At 60.9% G+C, this 21,673-nt stretch carries 22 protein-coding genes; 14 read left to right on the top strand and 8 right to left on the bottom strand.

The features are described 5' to 3' along the window. Window positions 1-141 precede the first annotated feature (141 nt). Both ABVN21_RS06235 and speB read right to left on the bottom strand, forming a co-directional pair. A complete protein-coding gene (locus ABVN21_RS06235; RefSeq protein WP_339556370.1) occupies window positions 142-1,650 on the bottom strand; it encodes an aldehyde dehydrogenase family protein in 1,509 nt (502 codons plus the stop codon). A 53-nt stretch (window positions 1,651-1,703) separates the two neighbouring features. Beyond that, a complete protein-coding gene (gene speB, locus ABVN21_RS06230) occupies window positions 1,704-2,705 on the bottom strand; it encodes an agmatinase (RefSeq protein WP_339556371.1) in 1,002 nt (333 codons plus the stop codon). 151 nt (window positions 2,706-2,856) lie between these two features. Here speB and ABVN21_RS06225 point away from each other — a divergent pair, with 151 nt between their 5' ends. The 8 genes from ABVN21_RS06225 (at window position 2,857) to ABVN21_RS06190 (ending at window position 13,041) form a co-directional block, all read left to right on the top strand. Next, window positions 2,857-3,771 (top strand): LysR family transcriptional regulator, encoded by a 915-nt coding sequence (locus ABVN21_RS06225; protein ID WP_339556372.1) that lies wholly within the window; start codon window positions 2,857-2,859, stop codon window positions 3,769-3,771. A gap of 69 nt (window positions 3,772-3,840) precedes the next feature. After that, on the top strand, window positions 3,841-5,349 hold the full coding sequence (locus ABVN21_RS06220; protein ID WP_339556373.1) for a sigma-54-dependent transcriptional regulator: 1,509 nt from the start codon (window positions 3,841-3,843) through the stop codon (window positions 5,347-5,349). A gap of 435 nt (window positions 5,350-5,784) precedes the next feature. Beyond that, on the top strand, window positions 5,785-6,168 hold the full coding sequence (gene gcvH / locus ABVN21_RS06215) for a glycine cleavage system protein GcvH (RefSeq protein ID WP_339556374.1): 384 nt from the start codon (window positions 5,785-5,787) through the stop codon (window positions 6,166-6,168). Window positions 6,169-6,177: 9 nt separating this feature from the next. Continuing rightward, entirely contained in the window at window positions 6,178-9,033 is a 2,856-nt protein-coding gene (gene gcvP / locus ABVN21_RS06210) for an aminomethyl-transferring glycine dehydrogenase (protein WP_353637229.1), read from the top strand. Between the two features lie 131 nt (window positions 9,034-9,164). Next, the gene (gene glyA / locus ABVN21_RS06205; protein ID WP_339553117.1) at window positions 9,165-10,421 is read left to right on the top strand and encodes a serine hydroxymethyltransferase; all 1,257 of its coding nucleotides are present in this window, start codon (window positions 9,165-9,167) and stop codon (window positions 10,419-10,421) included. A gap of 144 nt (window positions 10,422-10,565) precedes the next feature. Then, a complete protein-coding gene (lipA, locus tag ABVN21_RS06200; protein ID WP_339553116.1) occupies window positions 10,566-11,522 on the top strand; it encodes a lipoyl synthase in 957 nt (318 codons plus the stop codon). Between the two features lie 38 nt (window positions 11,523-11,560). Beyond that, window positions 11,561-12,322 carry a M15 family metallopeptidase gene (locus tag ABVN21_RS06195; protein ID WP_339553115.1) on the top strand — a complete coding sequence of 254 codons (762 nt, stop codon included), beginning with the start codon at window positions 11,561-11,563 and terminating at the stop codon, window positions 12,320-12,322. Continuing rightward, on the top strand, window positions 12,319-13,041 hold the full coding sequence (locus tag ABVN21_RS06190; protein ID WP_339553114.1) for a L,D-transpeptidase family protein: 723 nt from the start codon (window positions 12,319-12,321) through the stop codon (window positions 13,039-13,041). The genes ABVN21_RS06195 and ABVN21_RS06190 overlap by 4 nt, the downstream gene beginning before the upstream one ends. Here ABVN21_RS06190 and ABVN21_RS06185 read toward each other — a convergent pair. The 3 genes from ABVN21_RS06185 to ggt all read right to left on the bottom strand — a co-directional run bounded on the left by ABVN21_RS06185 (window position 12,944) and on the right by ggt (window position 16,737). Next, window positions 12,944-14,146, bottom strand: coding sequence for a sterol desaturase family protein (locus ABVN21_RS06185; protein ID WP_339553113.1), 1,203 nt, complete (start codon window positions 14,144-14,146; stop codon window positions 12,944-12,946). The genes ABVN21_RS06190 and ABVN21_RS06185 overlap by 98 nt on opposite strands. Window positions 14,147-14,407: 261 nt before the next feature. Next, window positions 14,408-14,941, bottom strand: a complete 534-nt coding sequence (locus tag ABVN21_RS06180) for a cysteine hydrolase family protein (RefSeq protein WP_339553112.1) — start codon at window positions 14,939-14,941, stop codon at window positions 14,408-14,410. Between the two features lie 68 nt (window positions 14,942-15,009). After that, window positions 15,010-16,737 (bottom strand): gamma-glutamyltransferase, encoded by a 1,728-nt coding sequence (gene ggt, locus ABVN21_RS06175; RefSeq protein ID WP_339553111.1) that lies wholly within the window; start codon window positions 16,735-16,737, stop codon window positions 15,010-15,012. Window positions 16,738-16,887: 150 nt separating this feature from the next. Between ggt and ABVN21_RS06170 the strand changes: the two genes are divergently transcribed. Beyond that, the gene (locus ABVN21_RS06170; RefSeq protein WP_339553127.1) at window positions 16,888-17,400 is read left to right on the top strand and encodes a methylated-DNA--[protein]-cysteine S-methyltransferase; all 513 of its coding nucleotides are present in this window, start codon (window positions 16,888-16,890) and stop codon (window positions 17,398-17,400) included. A gap of 100 nt (window positions 17,401-17,500) precedes the next feature. On the opposite strand, the gene ABVN21_RS06165 is transcribed toward ABVN21_RS06170, so the two are convergent. Together ABVN21_RS06165 and ABVN21_RS06160 are read right to left on the bottom strand one after the other, a co-directional pair. Next, window positions 17,501-18,091 (bottom strand): NUDIX domain-containing protein, encoded by a 591-nt coding sequence (locus tag ABVN21_RS06165; RefSeq protein WP_339553110.1) that lies wholly within the window; start codon window positions 18,089-18,091, stop codon window positions 17,501-17,503. Between the two features lie 69 nt (window positions 18,092-18,160). Then, window positions 18,161-18,598, bottom strand: coding sequence for a hemerythrin domain-containing protein (locus tag ABVN21_RS06160; protein ID WP_339553109.1), 438 nt, complete (start codon window positions 18,596-18,598; stop codon window positions 18,161-18,163). Between the two features lie 146 nt (window positions 18,599-18,744). On the opposite strand from ABVN21_RS06160, the gene ABVN21_RS06155 reads away from it, so the two are divergent. Next, window positions 18,745-19,176, top strand: coding sequence for a GNAT family N-acetyltransferase (locus ABVN21_RS06155; RefSeq protein ID WP_339553108.1), 432 nt, complete (start codon window positions 18,745-18,747; stop codon window positions 19,174-19,176). 87 nt (window positions 19,177-19,263) lie between these two features. On the opposite strand, the gene ABVN21_RS06150 is transcribed toward ABVN21_RS06155, so the two are convergent. Next, window positions 19,264-19,614 carry a hypothetical protein gene (locus ABVN21_RS06150; protein ID WP_339553107.1) on the bottom strand — a complete coding sequence of 117 codons (351 nt, stop codon included), beginning with the start codon at window positions 19,612-19,614 and terminating at the stop codon, window positions 19,264-19,266. A gap of 138 nt (window positions 19,615-19,752) precedes the next feature. Here ABVN21_RS06150 and ABVN21_RS06145 point away from each other — a divergent pair, with 138 nt between their 5' ends. The 4 genes from ABVN21_RS06145 (at window position 19,753) to tusD (ending at window position 21,673) form a co-directional block, all read left to right on the top strand. Beyond that, a complete protein-coding gene (locus ABVN21_RS06145) occupies window positions 19,753-20,001 on the top strand; it encodes a hypothetical protein (protein ID WP_034146936.1) in 249 nt (82 codons plus the stop codon). Between the two features lie 20 nt (window positions 20,002-20,021). Continuing rightward, entirely contained in the window at window positions 20,022-20,351 is a 330-nt protein-coding gene (locus ABVN21_RS06140; protein WP_339553106.1) for a DUF6388 family protein, read from the top strand. A gap of 25 nt (window positions 20,352-20,376) precedes the next feature. Further along, the gene (locus ABVN21_RS06135) at window positions 20,377-21,081 is read left to right on the top strand and encodes a YoaK family protein (RefSeq protein WP_339553105.1); all 705 of its coding nucleotides are present in this window, start codon (window positions 20,377-20,379) and stop codon (window positions 21,079-21,081) included. A 199-nt stretch (window positions 21,082-21,280) separates the two neighbouring features. Then, window positions 21,281-21,673 (top strand): sulfurtransferase complex subunit TusD, encoded by a 393-nt coding sequence (gene tusD, locus ABVN21_RS06130; RefSeq protein ID WP_339553104.1) that lies wholly within the window; start codon window positions 21,281-21,283, stop codon window positions 21,671-21,673.

The following is a 21,673-nucleotide window of genomic DNA, read 5'->3' as shown; positions in this document are numbered from 1 at the left end:
GATTGATAAAAAAGCCAATGGCGCAAAACCTGTAGGAGCAAGCTTGCTCGCGATGGCTCAAAGTCAGTCGACTTCTTTGTTGCCTGCCAGTGCGCTATCGCTGGCAAGCCAGCGCCTACAAAGGATGGGGTCAGCCATTGTTCAGGGCAGCGTGATCCACACTGCCTTGGTCTCAAGCAGGTAATCGAGTTGCTCGGCGCCCAGGTCTTTGCCGAACCCGGATTGTTTGTAGCCACCAAACGGCATCGACGGATCGAGGGTGCCGTGGGCGTTGACATAGACCGAGCCGGCCTTCAACCGTGGAATCAGGCTGTGCACCTTTCCAAGGTCATTGGAATACAGTGCCGCCGCCAGGCCGTAGACCGAGTCATTGGCCAGGGCCAGGGCCTCCTCCTCATCGTCGAACGCTGCGGTGACCAGCACCGGGCCGAAGATCTCTTCCTGGACGATGCGCATGTCGTTTCGGCAATGGGCGAAGATGGTCGGCTCGACGAAGAAGCCAGGGCCATCGACCGCTTGGCCGCCATACACCAGCTCGGCGCCTTCCTGCTTGCCGGTCTCGATGTACTCAGTCACGCGTTGCTTTTGCAGGGCCGAGACCAGCGGGCCGATGAAGCAGTCCGGATCCAGACCCGGAGCGATTTTCAGGGTGCGCGTATAGGCGATCAGTTCATGCAGGAATTCGTCGTAGACGCTGCGATGAATATAGGCCCGCGTACCGGCGTCGCACACTTGCCCCGAATTGAAGAACACGCCGTTGGCGACCGCTTGCGCTGCGGCCGGAATGTCCGCATCGGCGAATACGATTACCGGTGATTTTCCTCCGAGTTCGAGGGTTAGTCGCTTCATTTCGTCCAGCGCTGCACGGCCGACGGTACGGCCCACGGGCGTTGATCCGGTGAAGGTCAATTTGTCGATGCCGGGGTGCGTGGCCATCGCCGCGCCGACCACGCTACCGCGCCCGGTGACGATGTTGATCACGCCGTCCGGGATGCCCGCTTCCTGCACCAGTTCAGCGAAACGCAGGGCCGACAACGAGGTCAGTTCGGCGGGTTTCACCACCACGGTGCAACCGGTGGCCAACGCCGCGCCGAGCTTCCAGGCCATGGTTTGCAGCGGGAAGTTCCACGGCACGATGGCGCCAACCACGCCAACCGCTTCCTTGCGGGTGTAGGCCAGGTAATTGCCCGGCAGCGACGGCTCGACGGTGCGGCCATGCAGCTTGGTCGCCCAACCGGCGAAGTAACGCAGGGTATCGACGGTGCCCTGGATATCGACGTCCTTGGCGAAAGCGACGGATTTGCCCATGTCGATGGATTCGATTTCTGCCAGTTCGGCAGCGTTCTGTTCGATCAGGTCCGCCAGGCGCTGCATCATGCGCTCGCGTTCCGCCGGTTTGGCCTGGCGCCAGGCGCCGCCGTCGAACTGGGCGCGGGCCGCTTGCACGGCGCGGTCCAGGTCTTCGGTGGTGCCCATGGGAATGCGCGTGATCAGGCCTTCGGTGGACGGCTCAATGACGTCGGAAGTCTGGCCGTCGCTGGCCTCGACCCAGGCGCCGCCGATGAACATTTTCTGGACCTTGCTGAGGAAGGTCTGGGTGGCTTCGGAGACGCCGAATTTCTGCAGGTAACTCTTGACGATCGTGTCCATTTTTATTCTCTCTGCCTGGCAGTCAGGCACTGCCGGGTTTAGTGGTTTCGATATCAGGCTGGCGTGGTTTCACTCTCGGCGGCCGCCCGCACTTTTCCGCGCTCGTGGAAGATGAAACCGATGCTGTTGAGCAACAGTTGCGCGGCGAGGATCGAGGTCATGCCGGTCGGGTCGTACACCGGTGCAACCTCCACCAGGTCCATGCCGACGATGTTGCCTTTGCTGCGCTTGGCCAGGGCCTGGATGATTTCCAGCACCTCGTAGTAGAGGAAACCGCCATGGCTCGGGGTGCCGGTGCCGGGGGCGATGGACGGGTCGAAACCGTCGATGTCGATGGTGATGTAGTAGTTGATGTTCTGCGGGATCAGCGCCAGCACGCCCTCGACGCCGAGGCGGCGTACGTCGCGCACCGAAAGGATCTTCGAGCCGGCTTCGTGGGCCGCTTCGTAGTCGTCGCGGTTGGACGACGAAACGTTGCGGATGCCCATCTGGGTCATGCCGACAATGTGGTTCATTTCCGAAGCGCGACGCAGCGGGTTGCCGTGGCCGTAACGCACGCCGTGGCGTTCGTCGACGAAGTCCAGATGCGCATCGAAGTGGATGATGTGGATCGGGCCTCGGCCTTCGAAAGCTTTGATCACCGGGGCATGTACCGAGTGATCGCCACCGAGCACCACCGGCATCACACCGGCGTCGAGGATCTTGCGCACGGCGTATTCGGTGTTCTTGTTACTGGTTTCCATGTCGGTGTGGACGATATCGGCATCACCCACGTCGACCATGCGCAGGTCCGAAGCGGTGAGGTACATGACGTCGTCTTCGTGGTCATAGGCGCCTGCATGGCCGAAGGAAAACAGCGTCGATGCCTCACGAATCCCGCGTGGTCCGAAACGTGCGCCGGAGCGCCACTGGGTACCCATGTCGTTGGGTACGCCGAGCACTGCGACGTCGGCATCCAGGGCATCCCAATCGGTGCACACCGGGGATTTGCCAAAGGTGCAGTGACCCACGAATGGCAGGTTCAGACGACCGGATTCATAACCGTTGTTCGACATTTCTAGCCTCTCCACTTCTTGTTATCGGCTTGACGGACTGCAAGGCGACCGCCGTTGAAAAGACTATGGGCGCAGCTTTTCGTGGAAAAAATGCTAAACATCAGATACTCATATCGGCATTACCGATGCATCCACACGCGGGAGGTCCCAGGTGATTCAACTGCACGATGTCGACCTGAAATTACTTCGGGTATTTGCCACGATCGTCCGCTGCGGCGGTTTCTCGGCCGCGCAGGCAGCGCTGAACGCCGGCCAGTCGACCATCAGCGAACAGATGACCCATCTGGAAACCCGGCTCGGGGTCAAGCTCTGCCAACGCGGGCGCAGCGGTTTTCGCCTGACCGAGCAAGGCGTGGCGATCCATGAAGCCACCCAGCGCCTGCTCTCGGCGGTGGAAAATTTCTGCATGGACGCCGACGTGCTCAAGCAGCACATCAGCGGCAAGCTCAACCTTGGGATCATCGACACCACCATCACCGACCCCGACTCGCCGATCCCGCGCACTACCCAGCGCTTTGTATCGCGCGGGCACGATGTGCACCTGAACGTGTACGTCGGCACCCCCGCCGAACTCGAAGAACGGGTGCTCGACGGCCGCTTGCACCTCGCCATCGGGCATTTCCCGATCCATGTCCCGGGGTTGTTGCAATCACCGCTGTATCAGGAAGCCCTGGGCTTGTATTGCGGGCGGCGGCACCCGTTGTATGGGAGCCTTGCCGAAGGCGAGGAACTGCTCGAAGCCGTCGCGGCGGGGCGGATCGTGGTGCGTGGCTACATGCAGCAATACGACCTCGAACACTTGGGCGTGAGCAAAGCGGCGGCCACCGTGGACAACATCGAAGCCACGGCGATCCTGATCATCTCCGGCGCCTACCTGGGTTTTCTGCCTGAGCACTTCGCCGCGCAATGGGTCAAGAGTGGCGAGATGCACCAGTTGGCGCCGGCCAGCCTGCGTCTGAAATCACCGTTCGACGTGATCACCCGGCGCGGCGTTGCGCCGCCGCCGATCCTGCAGGCATTCCTCGAAGATCTGGCCGCCAGCGCCCGTAAATCCGGCCAGGTGTGACGTGACGCTCGCCAAATTCAAATTTCGCCCGGCATACTGATTTCAGTTCGCCCATCTTGCAGGCTCGTCATGCGCATCCACGTCACCTTCATCGACCGCGTCGGCATCACCCAGGAAGTCCTGGCCCTGCTCGGCGGACGCAGTTTCAACCTGGACGCCGTGGAGATGGTGCCACCGAACGTTTACATCGATGCGCCAACCCTGGGGGCCGAGGTGCTGGAAGAGTTGCGCGAAGCATTGTTCGGCGTAAAAGGCGTGAAAGCGGTGACCATGGTCGACATCCTTCCGGGGCAACGCCGACGCCTGCAACTGGATGCGTTGCTCGCCGCCAGTTCCGACCCGGTGCTGGCGGTGGATGATCGCGGTCACGTGCTGCTGGCCAATCCGGCATTGATCGCCCTGTGCGGTCGCGAACCGGCCGGTGAATCGCTGTCCGCGCTGTTCGAGGATGCCGATTTGCAACCCTCGCTGATCGCCCACGGCTTCCGCTTGCCCATGCGCGAAGTCAGCCTCGGCGGCCACACGTTCTTACTCGACGCCATGCCGATCACCGATGCCGGCGCCCTGCTCACCCTGTACCAACCGAACCGCATCGGCGAACGCCTGTCGGCGCTGCATCATGATCACGCCGAAGGTTTCGATGCGCTGCTGGGCGAATCGCCACCGATCCGTGCGCTCAAGGCTCGCGCCCAACGGGTGGCGGCCCTCGATGCACCGCTGCTGATCCAGGGCGAGACCGGCACCGGCAAGGAACTGGTCGCCCGCGCGTGTCACGCCATCAGCGGACGCCGTGAAAAACCATTTTTAGCCCTGAACTGCGCAGCACTGCCGGAAAGTCTCGCCGAGAGCGAACTGTTCGGCTACGCCCCCGGCGCTTTCACCGGCGCACAACGGGGCGGCAAGCTCGGGCTGCTGGAACTGGCCGATCAGGGCACGGTATTTCTGGATGAAGTGGGGGAAATGTCGCCGTATTTACAGGCCAAGTTGCTGCGCTTTTTGAGCGATGGCTGCTTCCGTCGGGTGGGCGGTGATCGCGAGGTGAAGGTCAACGTACGGATCCTCAGCGCGACTCACCGCGACCTGGAAAAAATGGTCGGCGAAGGTCACTTTCGCGAAGACCTGTTCTACCGCCTCAACGTGCTCAACCTGCAAGTGCCGCCGTTGCGCGAACGCGACCACGACATACTGCTGATGGCCCAGCACTTCATGCAGCAGGCCTGCGCGCAGATCCAGCGCCCGGTCTGCCGATTGGCACCCAGCACCTTCCCTGCCCTGCTCGGCAACCGCTGGCCGGGCAACGTGCGGCAACTGCAAAACGTGATCTTCCGCGCGGCGGCGATTTGCGAAAACCCGTGGGTGGACCTGGATGATCTCGACATTGCGCGCACGGCGGTCGAGCGCCAGAACGATGGTGAAGTCGGCAGCCTGGAGGACGCGGTCGAAGGGTTTGAAAGAAACCTGCTGGAGAAGCTTTATCAAAGTTATCCATCCAGCCGATTACTCGCGGCGCGCTTGCAGACCTCCCATAGCGCCATCGCGATTCGCCTGCGCAAATACGGCATACCCGGCAAACCTTGATGTCATCGCCAAACACACTTCCACAATTAATGCCAATCCCCCTGTGGGAGCCAGCCTGCTGGCGATGGGGCCATGTCAGTCGATATCTTTGCTGCCTGTCACACCGCATCGCCAGCAGGCTGGCTACCACAGGGAAACGGTGCGCGTGTGCCGACCTGTATGCACATCGATACGCCGTATCGAAATCAAGACAATAACTTCTCAACCTGTCTGACCGGGCTTCGCCTCCTTCCTTTCCCATGACTGTATTGATTTCAATACAAAACCCGAGCCTCAAATCAATACTAAAAACACTAAGCCATTGATTTAATACACTTAACAAACCTTGGCACCCCCCTTGCTAAATCTCCTCCAGTCAAGCTCGCCACCCAACGCGAGCCTGTCCATGCCCTCCGCCATCTGCAGCGGATGAGTTCAGAACAATGAGGAGTTGATATGAGCGAATTGCGTTTTACCGTCGATCACGAATGGCTGCGCACCGAAGCTGACGGCAGCGTCACGGTCGGTATCACAGCGTTTGCCCAGCAGGCATTGGGGGATGTGGTGTTCGTTCAAGTGCCTGAGGTGGGCAGCTTCGACGCCGGTGCTGAAGTGTCGGTGCTGGAGTCGGTGAAAGCTGCCAGCAGCATCGGCATGCCGCTGGATGGCGAAGTGGTCGAAGTGAACTCGTCGCTCGAAGGCAGCCCTGAACTGGTCAATGAAGATCCGCTGGGACAAGGCTGGTTTTTCCGCTTCCAGCCGGCCGACGTGGCGGCGGTCGCGCAATTGCTCGATCAAGCCGCCTACGACCGTCTGGTCCAAGACCAGACCGAAGCGTGAGGATGACCCATGACCATCCGTCTCGACACCCGTAACGAATTCATCGCCCGCCACATCGGCCCCCGCGCCGGTGACGAGCAAGCCATGCTCAACAGCCTCGGCTTCGACTCCCTCGAAGCCCTGAGCGCCAGCGTCATTCCCGACAGCATCAAGGGCACCAGCGTGCTCGGCCTCGAAGACGGCCTGAGCGAAGCGGACGCGCTGGCGATGATCAAAGGCATCGCCGGCAAAAACCAGCTGTTCAAGACTTTCATTGGCCAGGGTTACTACGGCACGCACACGCCGTCGCCGATCCTGCGCAACCTCCTGGAAAACCCGGCCTGGTACACCGCCTACACCCCGTACCAGCCGGAGATTTCCCAGGGTCGTCTTGAAGCGCTGCTGAACTTTCAGACCCTGATCAGCGACCTCACCGGCCTGCCGATCGCCAACGCCTCGCTGCTCGATGAAGCCACCGCCGCTGCCGAAGCCATGACCTTCTGCAAACGCCTGAGCAAGAACAAGGGCAGCCACCAGTTTTTCGCTTCCGTGCATTGCCACCCGCAAACCCTCGACGTGCTGCGCACCCGTGCCGAGCCGCTGGGCATCGACGTCATCGTCGGCGACGAACGCGAACTGAGCGACGTGACGCCGTTCTTCGGCGCGCTGCTGCAATACCCGGCTAGCAACGGTGACGTCTTTGATTACCGCGAGCTGACCGAGCGCTTCCACGCCGCCAACGCTTTGGTCGCCGTGGCCGCCGACCTGCTGGCCCTGACCGTGCTGACCCCGCCGGGCGAGTTCGGCGCCGACGTGGCCATCGGCAGCGCGCAACGCTTCGGCGTGCCGCTGGGCTTCGGTGGCCCGCACGCGGCCTATTTCTCCACCAAGGACGCGTTCAAGCGCGACATGCCGGGCCGTCTGGTCGGTGTTTCCGTGGACCGTTTCGGCAAGCCGGCGCTGCGTCTGGCGATGCAAACCCGCGAGCAACACATCCGTCGCGAGAAGGCCACGTCGAACATCTGCACCGCGCAGGTGCTGCTGGCCAACATCGCCAGCATGTACGCCGTGTACCACGGCCCGAAAGGCCTGACGCAGATTGCCAACCGCGTGCATCACTTGACCGCGATTCTGGCCCAAGGCCTGAAAGCCATCGGACTGAACGTCGAGCAAGCAAACTTCTTCGACACCCTGACCTTGAACACCGGCGCGCAAACCGCTGCGCTGCACGAGCAGGCTCGCACCCAGCAGATCAACCTGCGCGTGGTCGACGCTGAACGTCTGGGCCTGTCCCTCGACGAAACCAGCACCCAGGCCGACGTCGAAACCCTGTGGGCCTTGTTCGCCAATGGCAAAGCGCTGCCGGACTTCACCGCCCTCGCCGCGTCCGTCACCAGCACCCTTCCGGCCGCGCTGGTGCGCCAGTCGCCGATCCTCAGCCACCCGGTGTTCAACCGCTACCACTCGGAAACCGAGCTGATGCGCTACCTGCGCAAGCTGGCGGACAAGGACCTGGCGCTGGACCGCACCATGATCCCGCTGGGCTCGTGCACCATGAAACTCAACGCCGCCAGCGAAATGATCCCGGTGACCTGGGCCGAATTCGGCGCCCTGCACCCGTTCGCCCCGGCCGAGCAAAGCGCCGGCTACCAGCAACTGACCGATGAACTGGAAGCGATGCTCTGCGCCGCCACCGGCTACGATTCGATCTCGCTGCAACCGAACGCCGGTTCGCAAGGTGAATACGCCGGCCTGCTGGCGATCCGCGCGTACCATCAGAGCCGCGGCGAAGACCGTCGCGACATCTGCCTGATCCCGTCCTCGGCCCACGGCACCAACCCGGCGACCGCGCAAATGGCCGGCATGCGCGTGGTGGTCACCGCGTGCGACGCCCGTGGCAACGTCGACATCGAAGACCTGCGCGCCAAGGCCATCGAGCACCGCGAACACCTCGCCGCGCTGATGATCACCTACCCGTCGACCCACGGCGTGTTCGAAGAAGGCATCCGCGAAATCTGCGGCATCATTCATGACCACGGCGGCCAGGTGTACATCGACGGCGCCAACATGAACGCGATGGTCGGCCTCTGCGCACCGGGCAAGTTCGGCGGCGACGTCTCGCACCTGAACCTGCACAAAACCTTCTGCATCCCCCACGGCGGTGGCGGCCCGGGCGTCGGCCCGATTGGCGTGAAATCGCACCTGACGCCGTTCCTGCCGGGCCACGCGCAGATGGCGCGCAAGGAAGGCGCAGTCTGTGCCGCACCGTTCGGCAGCGCGAGCATTTTGCCGATCACCTGGATGTACATCCGCATGATGGGCGGTGCCGGTCTGAAGCGTGCTTCGCAGTTGGCGATCCTCAATGCCAACTACATTTCCCGCCGCCTCGAAGAGCACTACCCGGTGCTGTACACCGGCAGTAACGGCCTGGTCGCGCACGAGTGCATCCTCGACCTGCGCCCACTGAAAGACAGCAGCGGCATCAGCGTCGACGACGTGGCCAAGCGCCTGATCGACTTCGGCTTCCACGCCCCGACCATGTCCTTCCCGGTCGCCGGCACGCTGATGATCGAGCCGACCGAAAGCGAATCCAAAGAAGAGCTGGACCGCTTCTGCGACGCCATGATCCGCATCCGCGAAGAAATCCGCGCGGTGGAAAACGGCACCCTGGACAAGGACGACAACCCGCTGAAAAACGCCCCGCACACCGCGGCGGAAATCGTCGGCGAGTGGTCGCATCCGTACAGCCGGGAGCAGGCGGTTTATCCACTGGAAGGCCTGATCGACGCCAAGTTCTGGCCGCCCGTAGGCCGGGTCGACAACGTGTTTGGCGACCGCAATCTGATCTGCGCCTGCCCCTCCATCGCCGACTACCAAGACGCATAACCCTGCGCGTAACCCCTGTAGGAGCTGGCTTGCCAGCGAAGCTTTTGGTGGCCTTGATGGCCCCTTCGCTGGCAAGCCAGCTCCTACAAGGGGTGTGCGCCCCCCATTCGAGAACGACAGAGGACTTCACCATGTTCACCAAACACGACCAGATCAAAGGCTACGACGACGAACTGCTGGCGGCGATGAACGCCGAAGACGCCCGGCAGGAGCACCACATCGAACTGATCGCCTCGGAAAACTACACCAGCCAACGGGTGATGGAAGCGCAAGGCAGCGGCCTGACCAACAAATACGCCGAAGGTTATCCGGGCAAACGTTATTACGGTGGCTGTGAGCACGTCGATGTGGTCGAACAACTGGCCATCGACCGCGCCAAACAACTGTTCGGCGCCGACTACGCCAACGTCCAGCCGCACTCCGGAAGTCAGGCCAACGCCGCGGTTTACCTGGCGTTGTTGCAGGCCGGTGACACCGTGCTCGGCATGAGCCTGGCCCACGGCGGCCACTTGACCCACGGCGCCAAGGTGAGCTTTTCCGGCAAGCTCTACAACGCGGTGCAGTACGGCATCGACACCGACACCGGGCTGATCGACTACGACGAAGTGGAACGACTGGCGGTCGAGCACAAGCCGAAGATGATCATCGCCGGCTTCTCGGCTTATTCGAAGACCCTGGACTTCCCGCGCTTCCGGCAGATCGCCGACAAGGTCGGCGCCTACCTGTTCGTCGACATGGCTCACGTCGCCGGGCTAGTGGCTACCGGTCTGTACCCGAATCCACTGCCCTACGCCGATGTGGTCACCACCACGACCCACAAGACCCTGCGCGGTCCGCGTGGCGGGCTGATCCTGGCCAAGGGCAATGCGGAACTGGAGAAAAAGCTCAACGCCGCCGTATTCCCCGGCGGCCAGGGCGGTCCGCTGATGCACGTGATCGCCGCCAAGGCCGTGTGCTTCAAGGAAGCGCTGGAGCCGGCGTTCAAGGCCTATCAAACCCAGGTGATCCGCAACGCGAAGGCGATGGCCAAGGTGTTTATCGACCGTGGCTATGACGTGGTGTCCGGTGGCACTGACAACCATTTGTTTCTAGTCAGCCTTATCCGCCAGGGCCTGACCGGCAAGGACGCCGACGCGGCGCTCGGCCGTGCCGGCATTACCGTGAACAAGAACGCGGTACCCAATGACCCGCAGTCGCCGTTCGTGACTTCAGGTCTGCGTATTGGCACGCCGGCGATCACCAGTCGTGGTTTCAAAGAGGCCCAGAGCATCGAACTGGCGGGCTGGATCTGCGACATCCTCGACCACCTCGGCGATGCCGATGTCGAGGCCCAGGTCGCGCGGCAGGCCGCCGCAATGTGTAGCGACTTCCCGGTCTACCGCGACTGATCGCACAACGCAAAACCTTGTAGGAGCTGGCTTGCCATCGATGACGGCGGCTCATTCAACATAGAGGTTGATCAATCGACCGCTATCGCTGGCAAGCCAACTCCTACAAGTCCGTATTTTGTCTGACAGAACTTGGGGAAACCTATGGACACAGTGCAAGTCGGCACCAAGCTGCGCGGTGCAGAAAAAGTCGCGCGGATTCCGGTAAAGATCATCCCCACGGATGAATTCCCGCGTAAACCTGACTGGATTCGCGTGCGCATGCCGATCTCTCCCGAGGTCGACCGCATCAAGCAATTGCTGCGTAAACACAAGCTGCACAGTGTCTGCGAAGAAGCCTCATGCCCGAACCTCGGCGAGTGTTTTTCCGGGGGCACAGCCACCTTCATGATCATGGGCGACATCTGCACCCGGCGTTGCCCGTTCTGCGATGTCGGCCACGGCCGCCCGAAACCGCTGGACGTCAACGAGCCGACTAACCTGGCCGTGGCCATCGCAGAGCTGCGCCTGAAATACGTAGTGATCACCTCGGTGGATCGCGACGATTTGCGCGACGGTGGCGCCCAGCACTTTGTCGATTGCCTGCGGGAAATCCGCAAGTTGTCGCCGGGCATTCAACTGGAAACCCTGGTGCCGGATTATCGCGGGCGCATGGATGTGGCCCTGGCGATCACCGCCAGCGAACCGCCGGATGTGTTCAACCACAACCTTGAAACCGTGCCGCGCCTCTACAAAGCCGCGCGGCCGGGTTCGGATTTCGAGTGGTCGCTGGACCTGCTGCAGAAGTTCAAGCAATCGGTCTCGCACGTGCCCACGAAGTCGGGCCTGATGCTCGGTCTGGGCGAAACCGACGAGGAAGTCATCGAGGTCATGCAGCGCATGCGCGAGCACGATATCGACATGCTCACCCTCGGCCAGTACCTGCAACCCTCGCGCAGCCACTTGCCGGTGCAGCGTTTCGTGCACCCCGAGGTGTTTGCCTGGTTCGCCGAGGAAGGCGCGCGGATGGGGTTCAAGAACGTCGCGTCCGGGCCGCTGGTGCGCTCGTCTTATCATGCCGATCAACAACTGCATGGAGGTGAAGCCGGTTTCAAGCCATGATGGGGTGACTTGTCATGGATTTCCGGAGGCGCGGCCCTATGCGCTTTGCAACTCGATCATTGCTCCTGCTTTCAAACCTTGTTTTGTCGTGCCTTGCCAGCGCCGAACCGAAACCAGAGCACATGGTGTATCTGCGCACGATCGCTCCGGGCATCGAGCAAGACATCCGCTACGCCAGCGCCCACAACTTCACCGGGCATCCGCTCGATGGTTACCAGGCGCCGGAGTGCCTGCTGTCGCTGGACGCCGCCAAGGCACTCGCCCGCGTACAAACTGCATTGCAGGCGCAAGGTTACGGCTTGAAAGTTTTCGATTGCTATCGCCCCAGCCGCGCCGTGGCGGACATGGGACGCTTCGCCACGGAACCGGGCGAACCGCGCAAGGCCGAGTTCTATCCTCGGGTGGACAAGCAGGATTTCTGGCGACTGGGTTACGTGGCGCGCGTGTCGAATCATTCCAGGGGCGGCACCGTCGACCTGACCATGACTGGCCCCGAAGCGCTGCCCGCCGACACCTGGACGCCCTCTGCCACGCCCGTCGATTGCACGGCGCCTTACGGCCAGCGTTGGCATGACGGCGCCGTCGATATGGGCACTGGTTTTGACTGCTTCGATGAGCGCGCACATACCGATTCGACGCTGATCAACGAGACGGCCAAAGCGAATCGCCAGCGACTCAACAGCGCCATGGAGAAAGAAGGATTCACCGGTTACTCGGCCGAGTGGTGGCATTTCACCTATAGCCGTGATCCCGCGTTGAAGACCGTCATGGATTTCCCCATTACGCCGTTGAAGCCATGATCAGTCCGTTCAAGATCTGCTTGGCGCTGATCCTGTTGCTACCCGGCACCGTGATGGCGCAAGGGCTCGACGGCAGTGATCAGCTCATCGTGGTCACCAGCAAAAACTGGGATGATATCCAGGGCACTGCCCAGCGCTACGAACGGCACGGCAGCACCTTCAAAAAATTCGACGCACCGTTTGCAGTGGTGTTGGGCAAAAACGGTATGGGCTGGGGCAAGGGACTGCTCGACACTGAGCCGCTTCAGGGACCAGTGAAACAGGAAGGTGATGGCAAGGCCCCGGCCGGGATATTCAAACTGGGCACCTCGTTCGGCTACGACGCTTCAGCTCAAACCCGCCTGCCGTACCTCGCCCTCAGTCCGAGCATCGAATGCGTGGATGACCCACAGTCCACGCGTTACAACGAACTGGTCGACGGCGCCACGGTTGCGAAAGACTGGAACAGCTCTGAACGCATGCGTCGCCGTGATGACTTGTATCGCCAGGGCATTGTCATCGAGCACAACACCCCGGCGTCCCCCGCTGCGGGCTCCTGCATTTTCTTCCACATCTGGCGCGGCCCCACGGTGCCAACCCGTGGCTGCACCGCCATGCCCCCGGCGGACATCGCCCGATTATTCAACTGGCTCGACCCGCGCCAATCGCCGCTGCTGGTGCAACTGCCCGAGGCGCAATACCAGCAGATGCGCGAACGCTGGAACCTTCCTGAGTTGTGACGAGCAGGCGGAGAACTACCTGTGGCGAGGGAGCTTGCTCCCGCTGGACTGCGCAGCGGTCCCCGTTCTGCTCAGAAACAAGAGGGGCCGCTTCGCGACCCAGCGGGAGCAAGCTCCCTCGCCACAGGTTGTGTGCTGTTTCCACAAACGGCGTAACGATCAGGCTGTAGATCGTCAGGTAACGCTGGTGATCCGCCTCGCCGGTACCGAACTGGATGGCCTCAGGCTTCGAATGCGTGACATAGAGCGTGCCGAACATCCAGTCCCAAACAGAAAGATTGATGCCGAAGTTCTTGTTGAAATGCCGCGGTGCGTCGCTGTGATGGACCTGGTGCTGGGCCGGGCTGTTCAGCACATGCTCGACCGCCGGCCCGAATGACAGCCATACATGGCTGTGCCGCAGGTTCGAGGCCAGGGCATTGAGGATGAACACCATGTAAGTCACCCCGAACAAAGTGTAGCGGCTGATTTCCCCGCCACAGGCGTACCAGAACACACCGGCGTAGGCCCCGAGGAACACGAGGTCGATCAGCCGCTCGACCATCTTCTCGACAACGTGCACCCGGCTTGCCGTCACCGGCACCAGCACGGGCGCCGAATGATGGACTTTGTGAAAGGCCCACAAATAGCGCGAATGGTAGGCGCGATGAGCCCAGTAATGGATGAAGTCTTGCAGCACGAATACGCCCAGGCCGTAGAGCAACGACAGCGCCAAATGATCCTCCACCTGCACCCGCGCCCCCCACAGGCGAGTGAAAAAACTGATGTAGTCGCCGGAGCGCAGCACGTACGGATCGACCAACCCCACGATGGGCACCACCAGCATGACTTTCAGGATGGCGCGCACGAAGTAGTAGCGATAATCCAGCAGCGCTGAGGGATGAAAATGCACGCGGTTGCCGCCGATGAACTGCCAGAAAGTGCGCGCATCCGTCAGCTCGCGGGATTTTCGAAAGCGGAACAGCGCGTAGGCGATGGCGTAGGACGTGAGCACAAAGGCAAGACAGAGACGGCCATTGAGGTCGAAAAGGCCGAGGAACTGCTCGCTGACCGGCGCAATCACCCACCGGAACAGGTATTGGTAGAGAAGTACGAGAACATCCATGAAGGCTGCCCTCTCCGTCGAAGTGTGAGAATCGCTTGTTGCAGGGGCCGGAGTCCTGCGAGCAAATTACGCGGGAACCAGACCTGTAGGAGCCGGCTTGCTGGCGATTGCGTCCTTGAAAGCGCCATCGCCAGCAAGCCTGCTCCTACAGTTGATTTGCAAGTGTAGACGTTATTGAGGATGTATCGTATTCAGGCCAGATTGAGCGATGAATAACGGTGGCGAGAAAGCTTGCTCCCTCGCCACAGGATCGGGGTGAATTCAGAAGCGGATTTCCCGGACCGGTACGACGTCGATCCGCGCCACCGAACCGGTCAGGTGTGCCCAATCCTTGTTGTGTTCGGTAATGATGTCTTCGGCAGTCGTGTTGCCGTTATCGACAGTGGAATGGGCGTCGGATGCCAGCACCACGTCATAGCCCAGTTTCAGTGCCTGGCGCACCGTGGCATTGACGCAGTAATCCGTTTGCAGACCGCAAATGACAAGGCGCTCGAAGTCCTCTTTCGGCAGCAGCTTCTGCAAGTTGGTCTGATAGAACGAATCACCAGTGGTTTTACGCACGCGATGATCCTTGGGCGAAGTTTCCAGCCCTTCGGCCAGTTGCCAGCCCGCCGCTTCATGCGCAAACGGACTGCCCGCTTCTTCATGCTGGATCAGCACCACGGGAACCCCGGCCTTTCGCGCTCGGGTGCTGAGGTCGTTGATGTTGCCGATGATGCGCTGGATTTCGAAACACTCGTACTCACCAGCACACAGAGCCTGCTGGACGTCGATGATGAGCAATGCGGTGGACATGGTTCCTTCCTTGAAAAGTCAGTGGATCAGGGGACGAACATAAGTCCGTCCCCCACCAAACACAACCCTCAATAACCGAGCGACAAACCGGTGTTGCGCCGTGGATCGTTGGCGCCGTAGAAGCGGTTTTTGCCCACCGGTTTGCCGTCCAGCGACGGCGCACCTACAAGGATTGCCGCCAGGTGGTTGGCATCCTGCGGCCCGGCAAACTTGTGGCCCCAGCTTTCGAGGATCTTCACCGTGTCCGGGCTGGTGGTGAAGGTTTCCAGGTTGGTTTCCTCTGGCAGCCATTGCTGGTGGAATCGCGGCGCATCGACGGCTTCCTGGATGTTCATGCCGTAGTCGATGACGTTGAGCATGGTCAGCAAGGTTGCCGTGATGATGCGGCTGCCACCGGGCGTACCGACCACCATCACCACTTTGCCGTCCTTAGTGACGATGGTCGGGCTCATGGACGACAGCGGTGCCTTGCCGGGAGCGATGGCGTTGGCCTCGCCCTGGACCAGGCCGTACATGTTCGGCACGCCGATTTTCGAGGTGAAGTCGTCCATTTCATCGTTGAGGATGACCCCGGTTTTGCTGGCCATGACCCCGGCACCGAACCAGTCGTTGAGGGTGTAAGTCACCGACACCGCATTGCCCCATTTGTCGACGATGGAGTAATGGGTGGTGTTGCTGCCTTCATGGGGCGCGACGCCGGGTTTGAGATCGCGGGACACGCCGGCCTTTTGTGGGTTGATCGCTGCGCGGAGTTTGGTCGCGTAGTTTTTATCCAGCAGATGGGCAATCGGGTTTTTCACGAAATCCGGATCGCCGAGGTAGCTGTTGCGGTCCACGTAGGCGTGGCGCATCGCTTCGATCTGATAGTGCATGCCTTGGGCTGAGTGATAGCCCAGATCCTTCATCGGATAGCCTTCGAGGATGTTCATGATCTGGCAAATCACCACGCCGCCTGAGCTCGGTGGCGGCGCCGAGACCACGTGGTAGCCACGGTAATCACACTCGATCGGCGCCAGTTCGCGGGTCTTGTATTTATCGAGGTCGGCCTGGGTGATGATGCCTTTGTTGGCCTGGCTGGACGTTACGATGGCGTCGGCCACCCAGCCTTTATAGAAACCGTCGGCGCCCTTCTCGGAGATTTCCCGCAGGGTTTTGCCAAGGTCTTTCTGAACGAGTTTTTGGCCGACCTGCATCGGCTCGCCATTACTCAGGAAAATCGAACCCGAATCCTTGATGTCCTTCTTGAACACATCGGTGGCGTACTCCAGCAACTCGACGTCGCCCTGCTCCAGCTCGAAGCCGTCTTCGGCAAGCTTGATGGCCGGTGCGATCACTTCCTTGCGCGGTTTGGTGCCGTATTTCGACAGCGCCAGTTCCATGCCAGACACGGTGCCCGGCACGCCGACGGCCAGGTGGCCGCGGGTGCTCAGGTCCGGAACGACGTTGCCCTCCTTGTCGAGGTACATGTCGGCGGTGGCGGCCAGCGGGGCTTTTTCACGGAAATCGAGGAAGGTCTTGCGTCCGTCGGCCAATTGAATGGTCATGAAACCGCCGCCGCCGAGGTTACCCGCCGCCGGATACACCACCGCCAGCGCATAACCCACCGCAACCGCGGCATCCACGGCGTTGCCACCGTTCTTGAGCACATCCACGCCGACATGGCTGGCCAGATGCTGGGCGGTGACCACCATGCCGTTTTCGGCCGCGACCGGGGCCACGGACGCCGCATGGGCCATCAGGCAGCTGAGCGCCAACGAGGTCGCAATCAGCGTTTTGGCAAAAGGTTCGTACTTCATGAGTCGGTCTCTTTTTGTTTTAAGGCTCTGAGCAAATACAGAGGGAACGCTTCAGGATCAGTAGGCAAGTATGGTCGGGATTGCGCATTGCGCCTCCCCGTCGAGGCAGTATGCTTAACACCCGTTCAACAATTCGGCGTGGCCTGCGACATGACTTACACCTGGATCACCCTGGCCTCACCCGTCGGCGAGTTAAAGCTGGTCGCGAACGGTTCACGACTGGCCGCCATCCTCTGGGAAAACGACAAACCGGGCCGGGTGCGTCTAGGGCCGATGAGCGAAGCGCCAGACAATCCGATACTGCTGCGCACGGCCGAACAGCTGCGCGAATATTTCGCGGGGACGCGCCACCGGTTCGAACTGGAGCTGGATTTTGTTGGCACGGAGTTTCAGAAAAAGGTCTGGGCCGCGCTGCTGACCATTCCCTTCGGCGAGACTCGCAGCTACAGCCAGATCGCCGAACAGATCGGCAACCCGAGCGCAGTCCGGGCTGTGGGTGCGGCGAATGGCAAGAACCCGATTTCGATTGTCGCGCCGTGCCATCGGGTGATTGGTGCATCGGGGAAACTGACGGGATTTGCCGGAGGGCTTGATGCGAAGGAGATGTTGCTGACACTTGAAGGTGGGCAATGGCCCGGAACAGCGCGCCTGCCAGGTTTTTGATTGGGTAGGAGCTGACTTGCCAGCGATTGGATCTCGAAGCCTTGCTGAGCACTTAAGGCCGCAATCGCTGGCAAGCCAGCTCCTACAGGGTGTGCGTCAATCAGATCGCGAAAATGTTTTTCATCGCCGCATGCTGCAATAGCATGATGGTCTTCGCATCGCAGATTTCGCCGCGATAAAACGCTTCGAGGGCTGCATCGAATGACCACTCCAGCACTTCCAGGTCCTCGGTTTCTTCTTCCAGCCCACCGCCGTCGCTGACCTTCGACGCCGTATCATATTCAGCGATGAAGAAGTGCAGCTTTTCCGTCACGGAACCCGGGCTCATGTAAGCCTCGAACACCTTCTGCACATGGTGCACGCGGTAACCGGTTTCTTCTTCGGCTTCTGCGCGGATGCGCTCTTCGGGCGCCGCACCTTCCAGCAGCCCCGCCGCCACTTCAATCAGTAAACCGTCGTGGCCGTTGACGAACACCGGCAAGCGGAATTGCCGGGTCAGCACCACGGTTTTCTTTTCGCGGTTGTACAGCAGAATCGCCGCACCATTGCCCCGGTCGTAAACCTCACGGGTCTGGCGTTGCCATTCGCCGTTGTTGCGTTGGTAATCGAAGGTGATTTTTTTCAGCAGATACCAGTCGTGGGACAACACCTGAGACTCAAGGATGTTGACCCGCTCGGCTGTATTCGACATGACAACGCGTCCTGTTTTTTCGAAGGCCTGCATGGTAGGTGAAAAGGGGAAATGCTGGCGACTGTTCCCTCAAGAGAGCTGGGCCTTGTATTCCTTCAAGTACTGCCCCGCCAGCGTTTCTTTCTGTTTGTCGTCGAGCAGCTTGCCGGCCATCTGGAAGAACTTCTGCTCTTCTTCCTCAAGATGGTGATGGACTTTCTCGGACAGCTTCTTCGCGATGGCCAGCCAGGCCGGACTGGACATCTCGGTCTCGTCCAGTTCCTCCATCATTTCGTCCATTTCGTGATGCTCGGAAATCGCATGGCGGCTGAGGTCGACGCCGTTGTCGAACTCCATCAGCGGGATGTAGAAATGCCGCTCTTCCGCTGTTTCGTGGGCCTGGAGTTCGGATTTCAACTGTTTGTAGGCTTCGACACGCTCAGGGGTGTCGCCGCTGGTCTTGATCACTGCTTTGGCGTAGGTACGCTGGCGTTCATGACTTTCACGCAAGGCTTCGAAAATATTCACGGTGTGTCCTCATAGGCGGCGTTCTGGATTGACGCTCTCTGTGGCTAGACACCTGAGCGCAGGCGACGGTTCCACGGGTGTCGAGGGGATGGATCAATCGCTACAGCCGAGATAGGCTGCGACTTCACTGCCATAAGGACATAGCCATGAATCTGCGAATCGAGTTGTCGCCAAATCCCACGGAAGAAGAACGCCAGGCGATCCTGCAGCCGTTGCGCGCCTATAACGCGTCGAAAGCGGACGGCGCCATTCCCGAGCCCATCGCGTTGCTGGTACGCGACGACAACGATGAAATCCTTGGTGGGCTCTACGCCCGGTTGTTTTATCAGTGGTTGTTCATCGACCTGCTGTCGGTGCCGGAACAGGCCCGGGGACAGGGCATGGGATCGAAGCTGATGCAGATGGCCGAAGACTTGGCGCGGGAAAGGAAGTGCATTGGGCTCTGGCTCGACACCTTCGAATTCCAGGCGCCGGAGTTCTACAGGAAATGCGGTTACAGCGAGATCGGGCACATCGCCGATTACCCGCCGGGATTCAAGCACTTCTTCTTCCAGAAGCGCCTGAAATACGACGCATAACCTTGTAGGAGACCGGCTTGCCGGCGATGGCGATTTCGTAGCCGCCATCGCTGGCAAGCCAGGCTCCTACCAGGGTTCTGCATCAATCTAGAGGCAAGTCGCCAACGCCGCCAACCGGCGCTTGGCGACAAAATCATCCTGCTGCGCGTAGTAGCTCAACACGGTGCCCGAGGCATCGGTGGTCACGTCGACAAAGGACTCCGCCGAACGCGTGTAGACAGTGGTAGCGCCCTTCTCGCCCGGTTCCAGATAACCGCTGGCATCCACACCGAACACCGCTTCGTCTTGCCAGGAGTACTGCACGCACTGGGCCACGTCTTTGGCCGGTTTGTTCGAGTTCAGGGTCTTATACGGAGGTTTGCTGCGGGCGTCGCTCATCACTGAGCCCGCACAACCGGCCAGCATCGTAACGGCCAGCGCCACCATCAGAATTCGCATCGCATTCGCTCATCAAGAAAAAGCGGACTGTAACACCCCGGCAGCGCGTATCGTTCTGCTTTACTTCATTTATACCGCGACACCGCGCCACGATTCGCGCACCCTGTCGCGCCCCTTTCGCCGCATTCCGGAATCCACATGACACCCAACGCCGAGTTTTACAAACCGACCACCGAATACGCCGACAAGCTGATCAGCCAGATCGGGCAGACACCGTCCTGGATCGCCAAGCGAATCGGCGTCACCGACAAGCGGATTCGTTACATCCTCGATGGCGAACGAACCGTCAAAGGCGAAACCACGCCGATCCAGATGACCTACACCGAGCAATTTGCCCTCGAATGTCTGGCGGCTGCGGCCAAGGCCAGCAAGAAGCAGTCTTCGTAATCCATTCTCAAGGAGCGACCATGGCGGCATCCGAGCAGCAACACGAACAAGCGCTGAAGAAGTTTCTCGATGAACGTCCAGAATTGCGCGTCGAGCTCGACAATCTCAACCCGTTGCTGGCGCAAGCCAAGGGTGAAACTTCGGCGCAGTATCGCGATGAGCGTTTGCATGAGGCCTTTGAAGCCGAAGCCGAGCGCCTGGGTTTGTTCGCCTGGGAACTGACCCTGCAACTGACCGCAGCCACCCCTGAGGACTATCAGGCCCAGCGCCTCGAAGTGCACAAGGAAGTGGCCGAGATGGCGGGTATGGATTGGCTGGAATATTGCGATTTGTATGGGATAGAACCGTAACCCTGGCTCAAGGATCACCGCGACGATGCTGCCTACCGCCTCCAAGACTCACGCCAGTCCCGGACATCTGCACACACAAAAATGGCGTGGACGCATCGGCTTGAGCCTGGTGGCCATGCTCTCGGTATTGGCCGGGATGACCGACGCCATCGGCTTCATGGCCAGCGGTGATTTTGTTTCCTTCATGAGCGGTAATACCACCCGCATGGCCGTCGCCATCAGCGCCGGTGACCTGGGGTTGACCCTGCGTCTGGTGCTGCTCATCGCCACGTTCATCGTCGGCAATGCGCTGGGCATTATTGTCAGTCGGCTCGGTGGGCGCCGGTCGCTGCCGTTGCTACTGTGCATTGCTGCCCTGCTGTGTGGCGCCGCGGCCTGGCCGTTGGACTCGCAACTGCCTGCCCTGCTGGCGGCCATCATCGCCATGGGCATGCTCAATGCCGCCGTGGAAGAGGTCAACGGCCTGCCGGTCGGCCTGACTTACGTCACCGGCGCCCTGTCGCGCTTCGGCCGTGGGCTGGGTCGCTGGATGCTCGGCGAGCGCCGCAACGGCTGGCGCGTGCAACTGATTCCCTGGACGGGCATGTTCGCCGGCGCGGTACTCGGCGCCGTGCTGGAACAGCATTTCGGGCTCAAGGCACTGTTTGCCAGCGGCTTGCTGGCGGCGACGTTGGGCCTGTTGTCGCTGAAGATCCCGCGGCGGTGGCAGTTGGGGTACATGCCGCGCTGAGATTTACGTCGCCTGTGTGGCCGCCATCGCTGGCAAGCCAGCTCCTACAGTAGATATGCGGCGATCTGCAACTTTTGTGATCGACGCAATTCCTGTAGGAGCTGGCTTGCCAGCGATGGGGCCCCTACAGGCAACATCGATTTAGCCCCCCCGCCGATAAAGCTTTATCATGGCCGCAGTTTCGCTGATCGAGTCCGTCATGAAGTTCGCCATCACCGTGTTCTCCGCCGCCCATGCGCCCTCCTCGCGCCGCGCCTTGCTGTTCGCCCAGGCTGCGCTGGCCGGCGGGCATGAAATTGTCCGGCTGTTTTTCTACCAGGACGGTGTGTACAACGCCTCCAGCAGCGTGGTCACGCCCCAGGACGAGCAAGACTTGCCCAAGCAATGGCGCGCCTTTGTCAGTGAACATCGACTGGATGGCGTGGTGTGCATCGCCGCCGCCCTGCGTCGTGGTGTGTTGAACGAGGAAGAAGCCAGGCGCTATCAACGCGAAGCCGTCGCCGTCGACGCGCCGTGTGAATTGTCCGGCCTCGGCCAGTTGCACGATGCAGTGCAGGACGCTGACCGCCTGATCTGTTTCGGAGGCGCATGA

The sequence above is a fragment of the Pseudomonas sp. MYb327 genome, assembly GCF_040438925.1.
GTDB lineage: Bacteria > Pseudomonadota > Gammaproteobacteria > Pseudomonadales > Pseudomonadaceae > Aquipseudomonas.
The sequence above is the reverse complement of the archived record's forward strand: the minus strand, read 5'-3'. Positions and strand labels throughout refer to the sequence as shown.

What these genes read in the sequence shown, in the direction of transcription:
- ABVN21_RS06235 (WP_339556370.1), bottom strand. Translation starts at nt 1,650, where the DNA reads ATGGACACGATCGTCAAGAGTTACCTGCAGAAATTCGGCGTCTCCGAA.
- speB (WP_339556371.1), bottom strand. Translation starts at nt 2,705, where the DNA reads ATGTCGAACAACGGTTATGAATCCGGTCGTCTGAACCTGCCATTCGTG.
- ABVN21_RS06220 (WP_339556373.1), top strand. Translation starts at nt 3,841, where the DNA reads ATGCGCATCCACGTCACCTTCATCGACCGCGTCGGCATCACCCAGGAA.
- gcvH (WP_339556374.1), top strand. Translation starts at nt 5,785, where the DNA reads ATGAGCGAATTGCGTTTTACCGTCGATCACGAATGGCTGCGCACCGAA.
- gcvP (WP_353637229.1), top strand. Translation starts at nt 6,178, where the DNA reads ATGACCATCCGTCTCGACACCCGTAACGAATTCATCGCCCGCCACATC.
- glyA (WP_339553117.1), top strand. Translation starts at nt 9,165, where the DNA reads ATGTTCACCAAACACGACCAGATCAAAGGCTACGACGACGAACTGCTG.
- lipA (WP_339553116.1), top strand. Translation starts at nt 10,566, where the DNA reads ATGGACACAGTGCAAGTCGGCACCAAGCTGCGCGGTGCAGAAAAAGTC.
- ABVN21_RS06195 (WP_339553115.1), top strand. Translation starts at nt 11,561, where the DNA reads ATGCGCTTTGCAACTCGATCATTGCTCCTGCTTTCAAACCTTGTTTTG.
- ABVN21_RS06190 (WP_339553114.1), top strand. Translation starts at nt 12,319, where the DNA reads ATGATCAGTCCGTTCAAGATCTGCTTGGCGCTGATCCTGTTGCTACCC.
- ABVN21_RS06185 (WP_339553113.1), bottom strand. Translation starts at nt 14,146, where the DNA reads ATGGATGTTCTCGTACTTCTCTACCAATACCTGTTCCGGTGGGTGATT.
- ABVN21_RS06180 (WP_339553112.1), bottom strand. Translation starts at nt 14,941, where the DNA reads ATGTCCACCGCATTGCTCATCATCGACGTCCAGCAGGCTCTGTGTGCT.
- ggt (WP_339553111.1), bottom strand. Translation starts at nt 16,737, where the DNA reads ATGAAGTACGAACCTTTTGCCAAAACGCTGATTGCGACCTCGTTGGCG.
- ABVN21_RS06170 (WP_339553127.1), top strand. Translation starts at nt 16,888, where the DNA reads ATGACTTACACCTGGATCACCCTGGCCTCACCCGTCGGCGAGTTAAAG.
- ABVN21_RS06165 (WP_339553110.1), bottom strand. Translation starts at nt 18,091, where the DNA reads ATGTCGAATACAGCCGAGCGGGTCAACATCCTTGAGTCTCAGGTGTTG.
- ABVN21_RS06155 (WP_339553108.1), top strand. Translation starts at nt 18,745, where the DNA reads ATGAATCTGCGAATCGAGTTGTCGCCAAATCCCACGGAAGAAGAACGC.
- ABVN21_RS06150 (WP_339553107.1), bottom strand. Translation starts at nt 19,614, where the DNA reads ATGCGAATTCTGATGGTGGCGCTGGCCGTTACGATGCTGGCCGGTTGT.
- ABVN21_RS06145 (WP_034146936.1), top strand. Translation starts at nt 19,753, where the DNA reads ATGACACCCAACGCCGAGTTTTACAAACCGACCACCGAATACGCCGAC.
- ABVN21_RS06140 (WP_339553106.1), top strand. Translation starts at nt 20,022, where the DNA reads ATGGCGGCATCCGAGCAGCAACACGAACAAGCGCTGAAGAAGTTTCTC.
- ABVN21_RS06135 (WP_339553105.1), top strand. Translation starts at nt 20,377, where the DNA reads ATGCTGCCTACCGCCTCCAAGACTCACGCCAGTCCCGGACATCTGCAC.
- tusD (WP_339553104.1), top strand. Translation starts at nt 21,281, where the DNA reads ATGAAGTTCGCCATCACCGTGTTCTCCGCCGCCCATGCGCCCTCCTCG.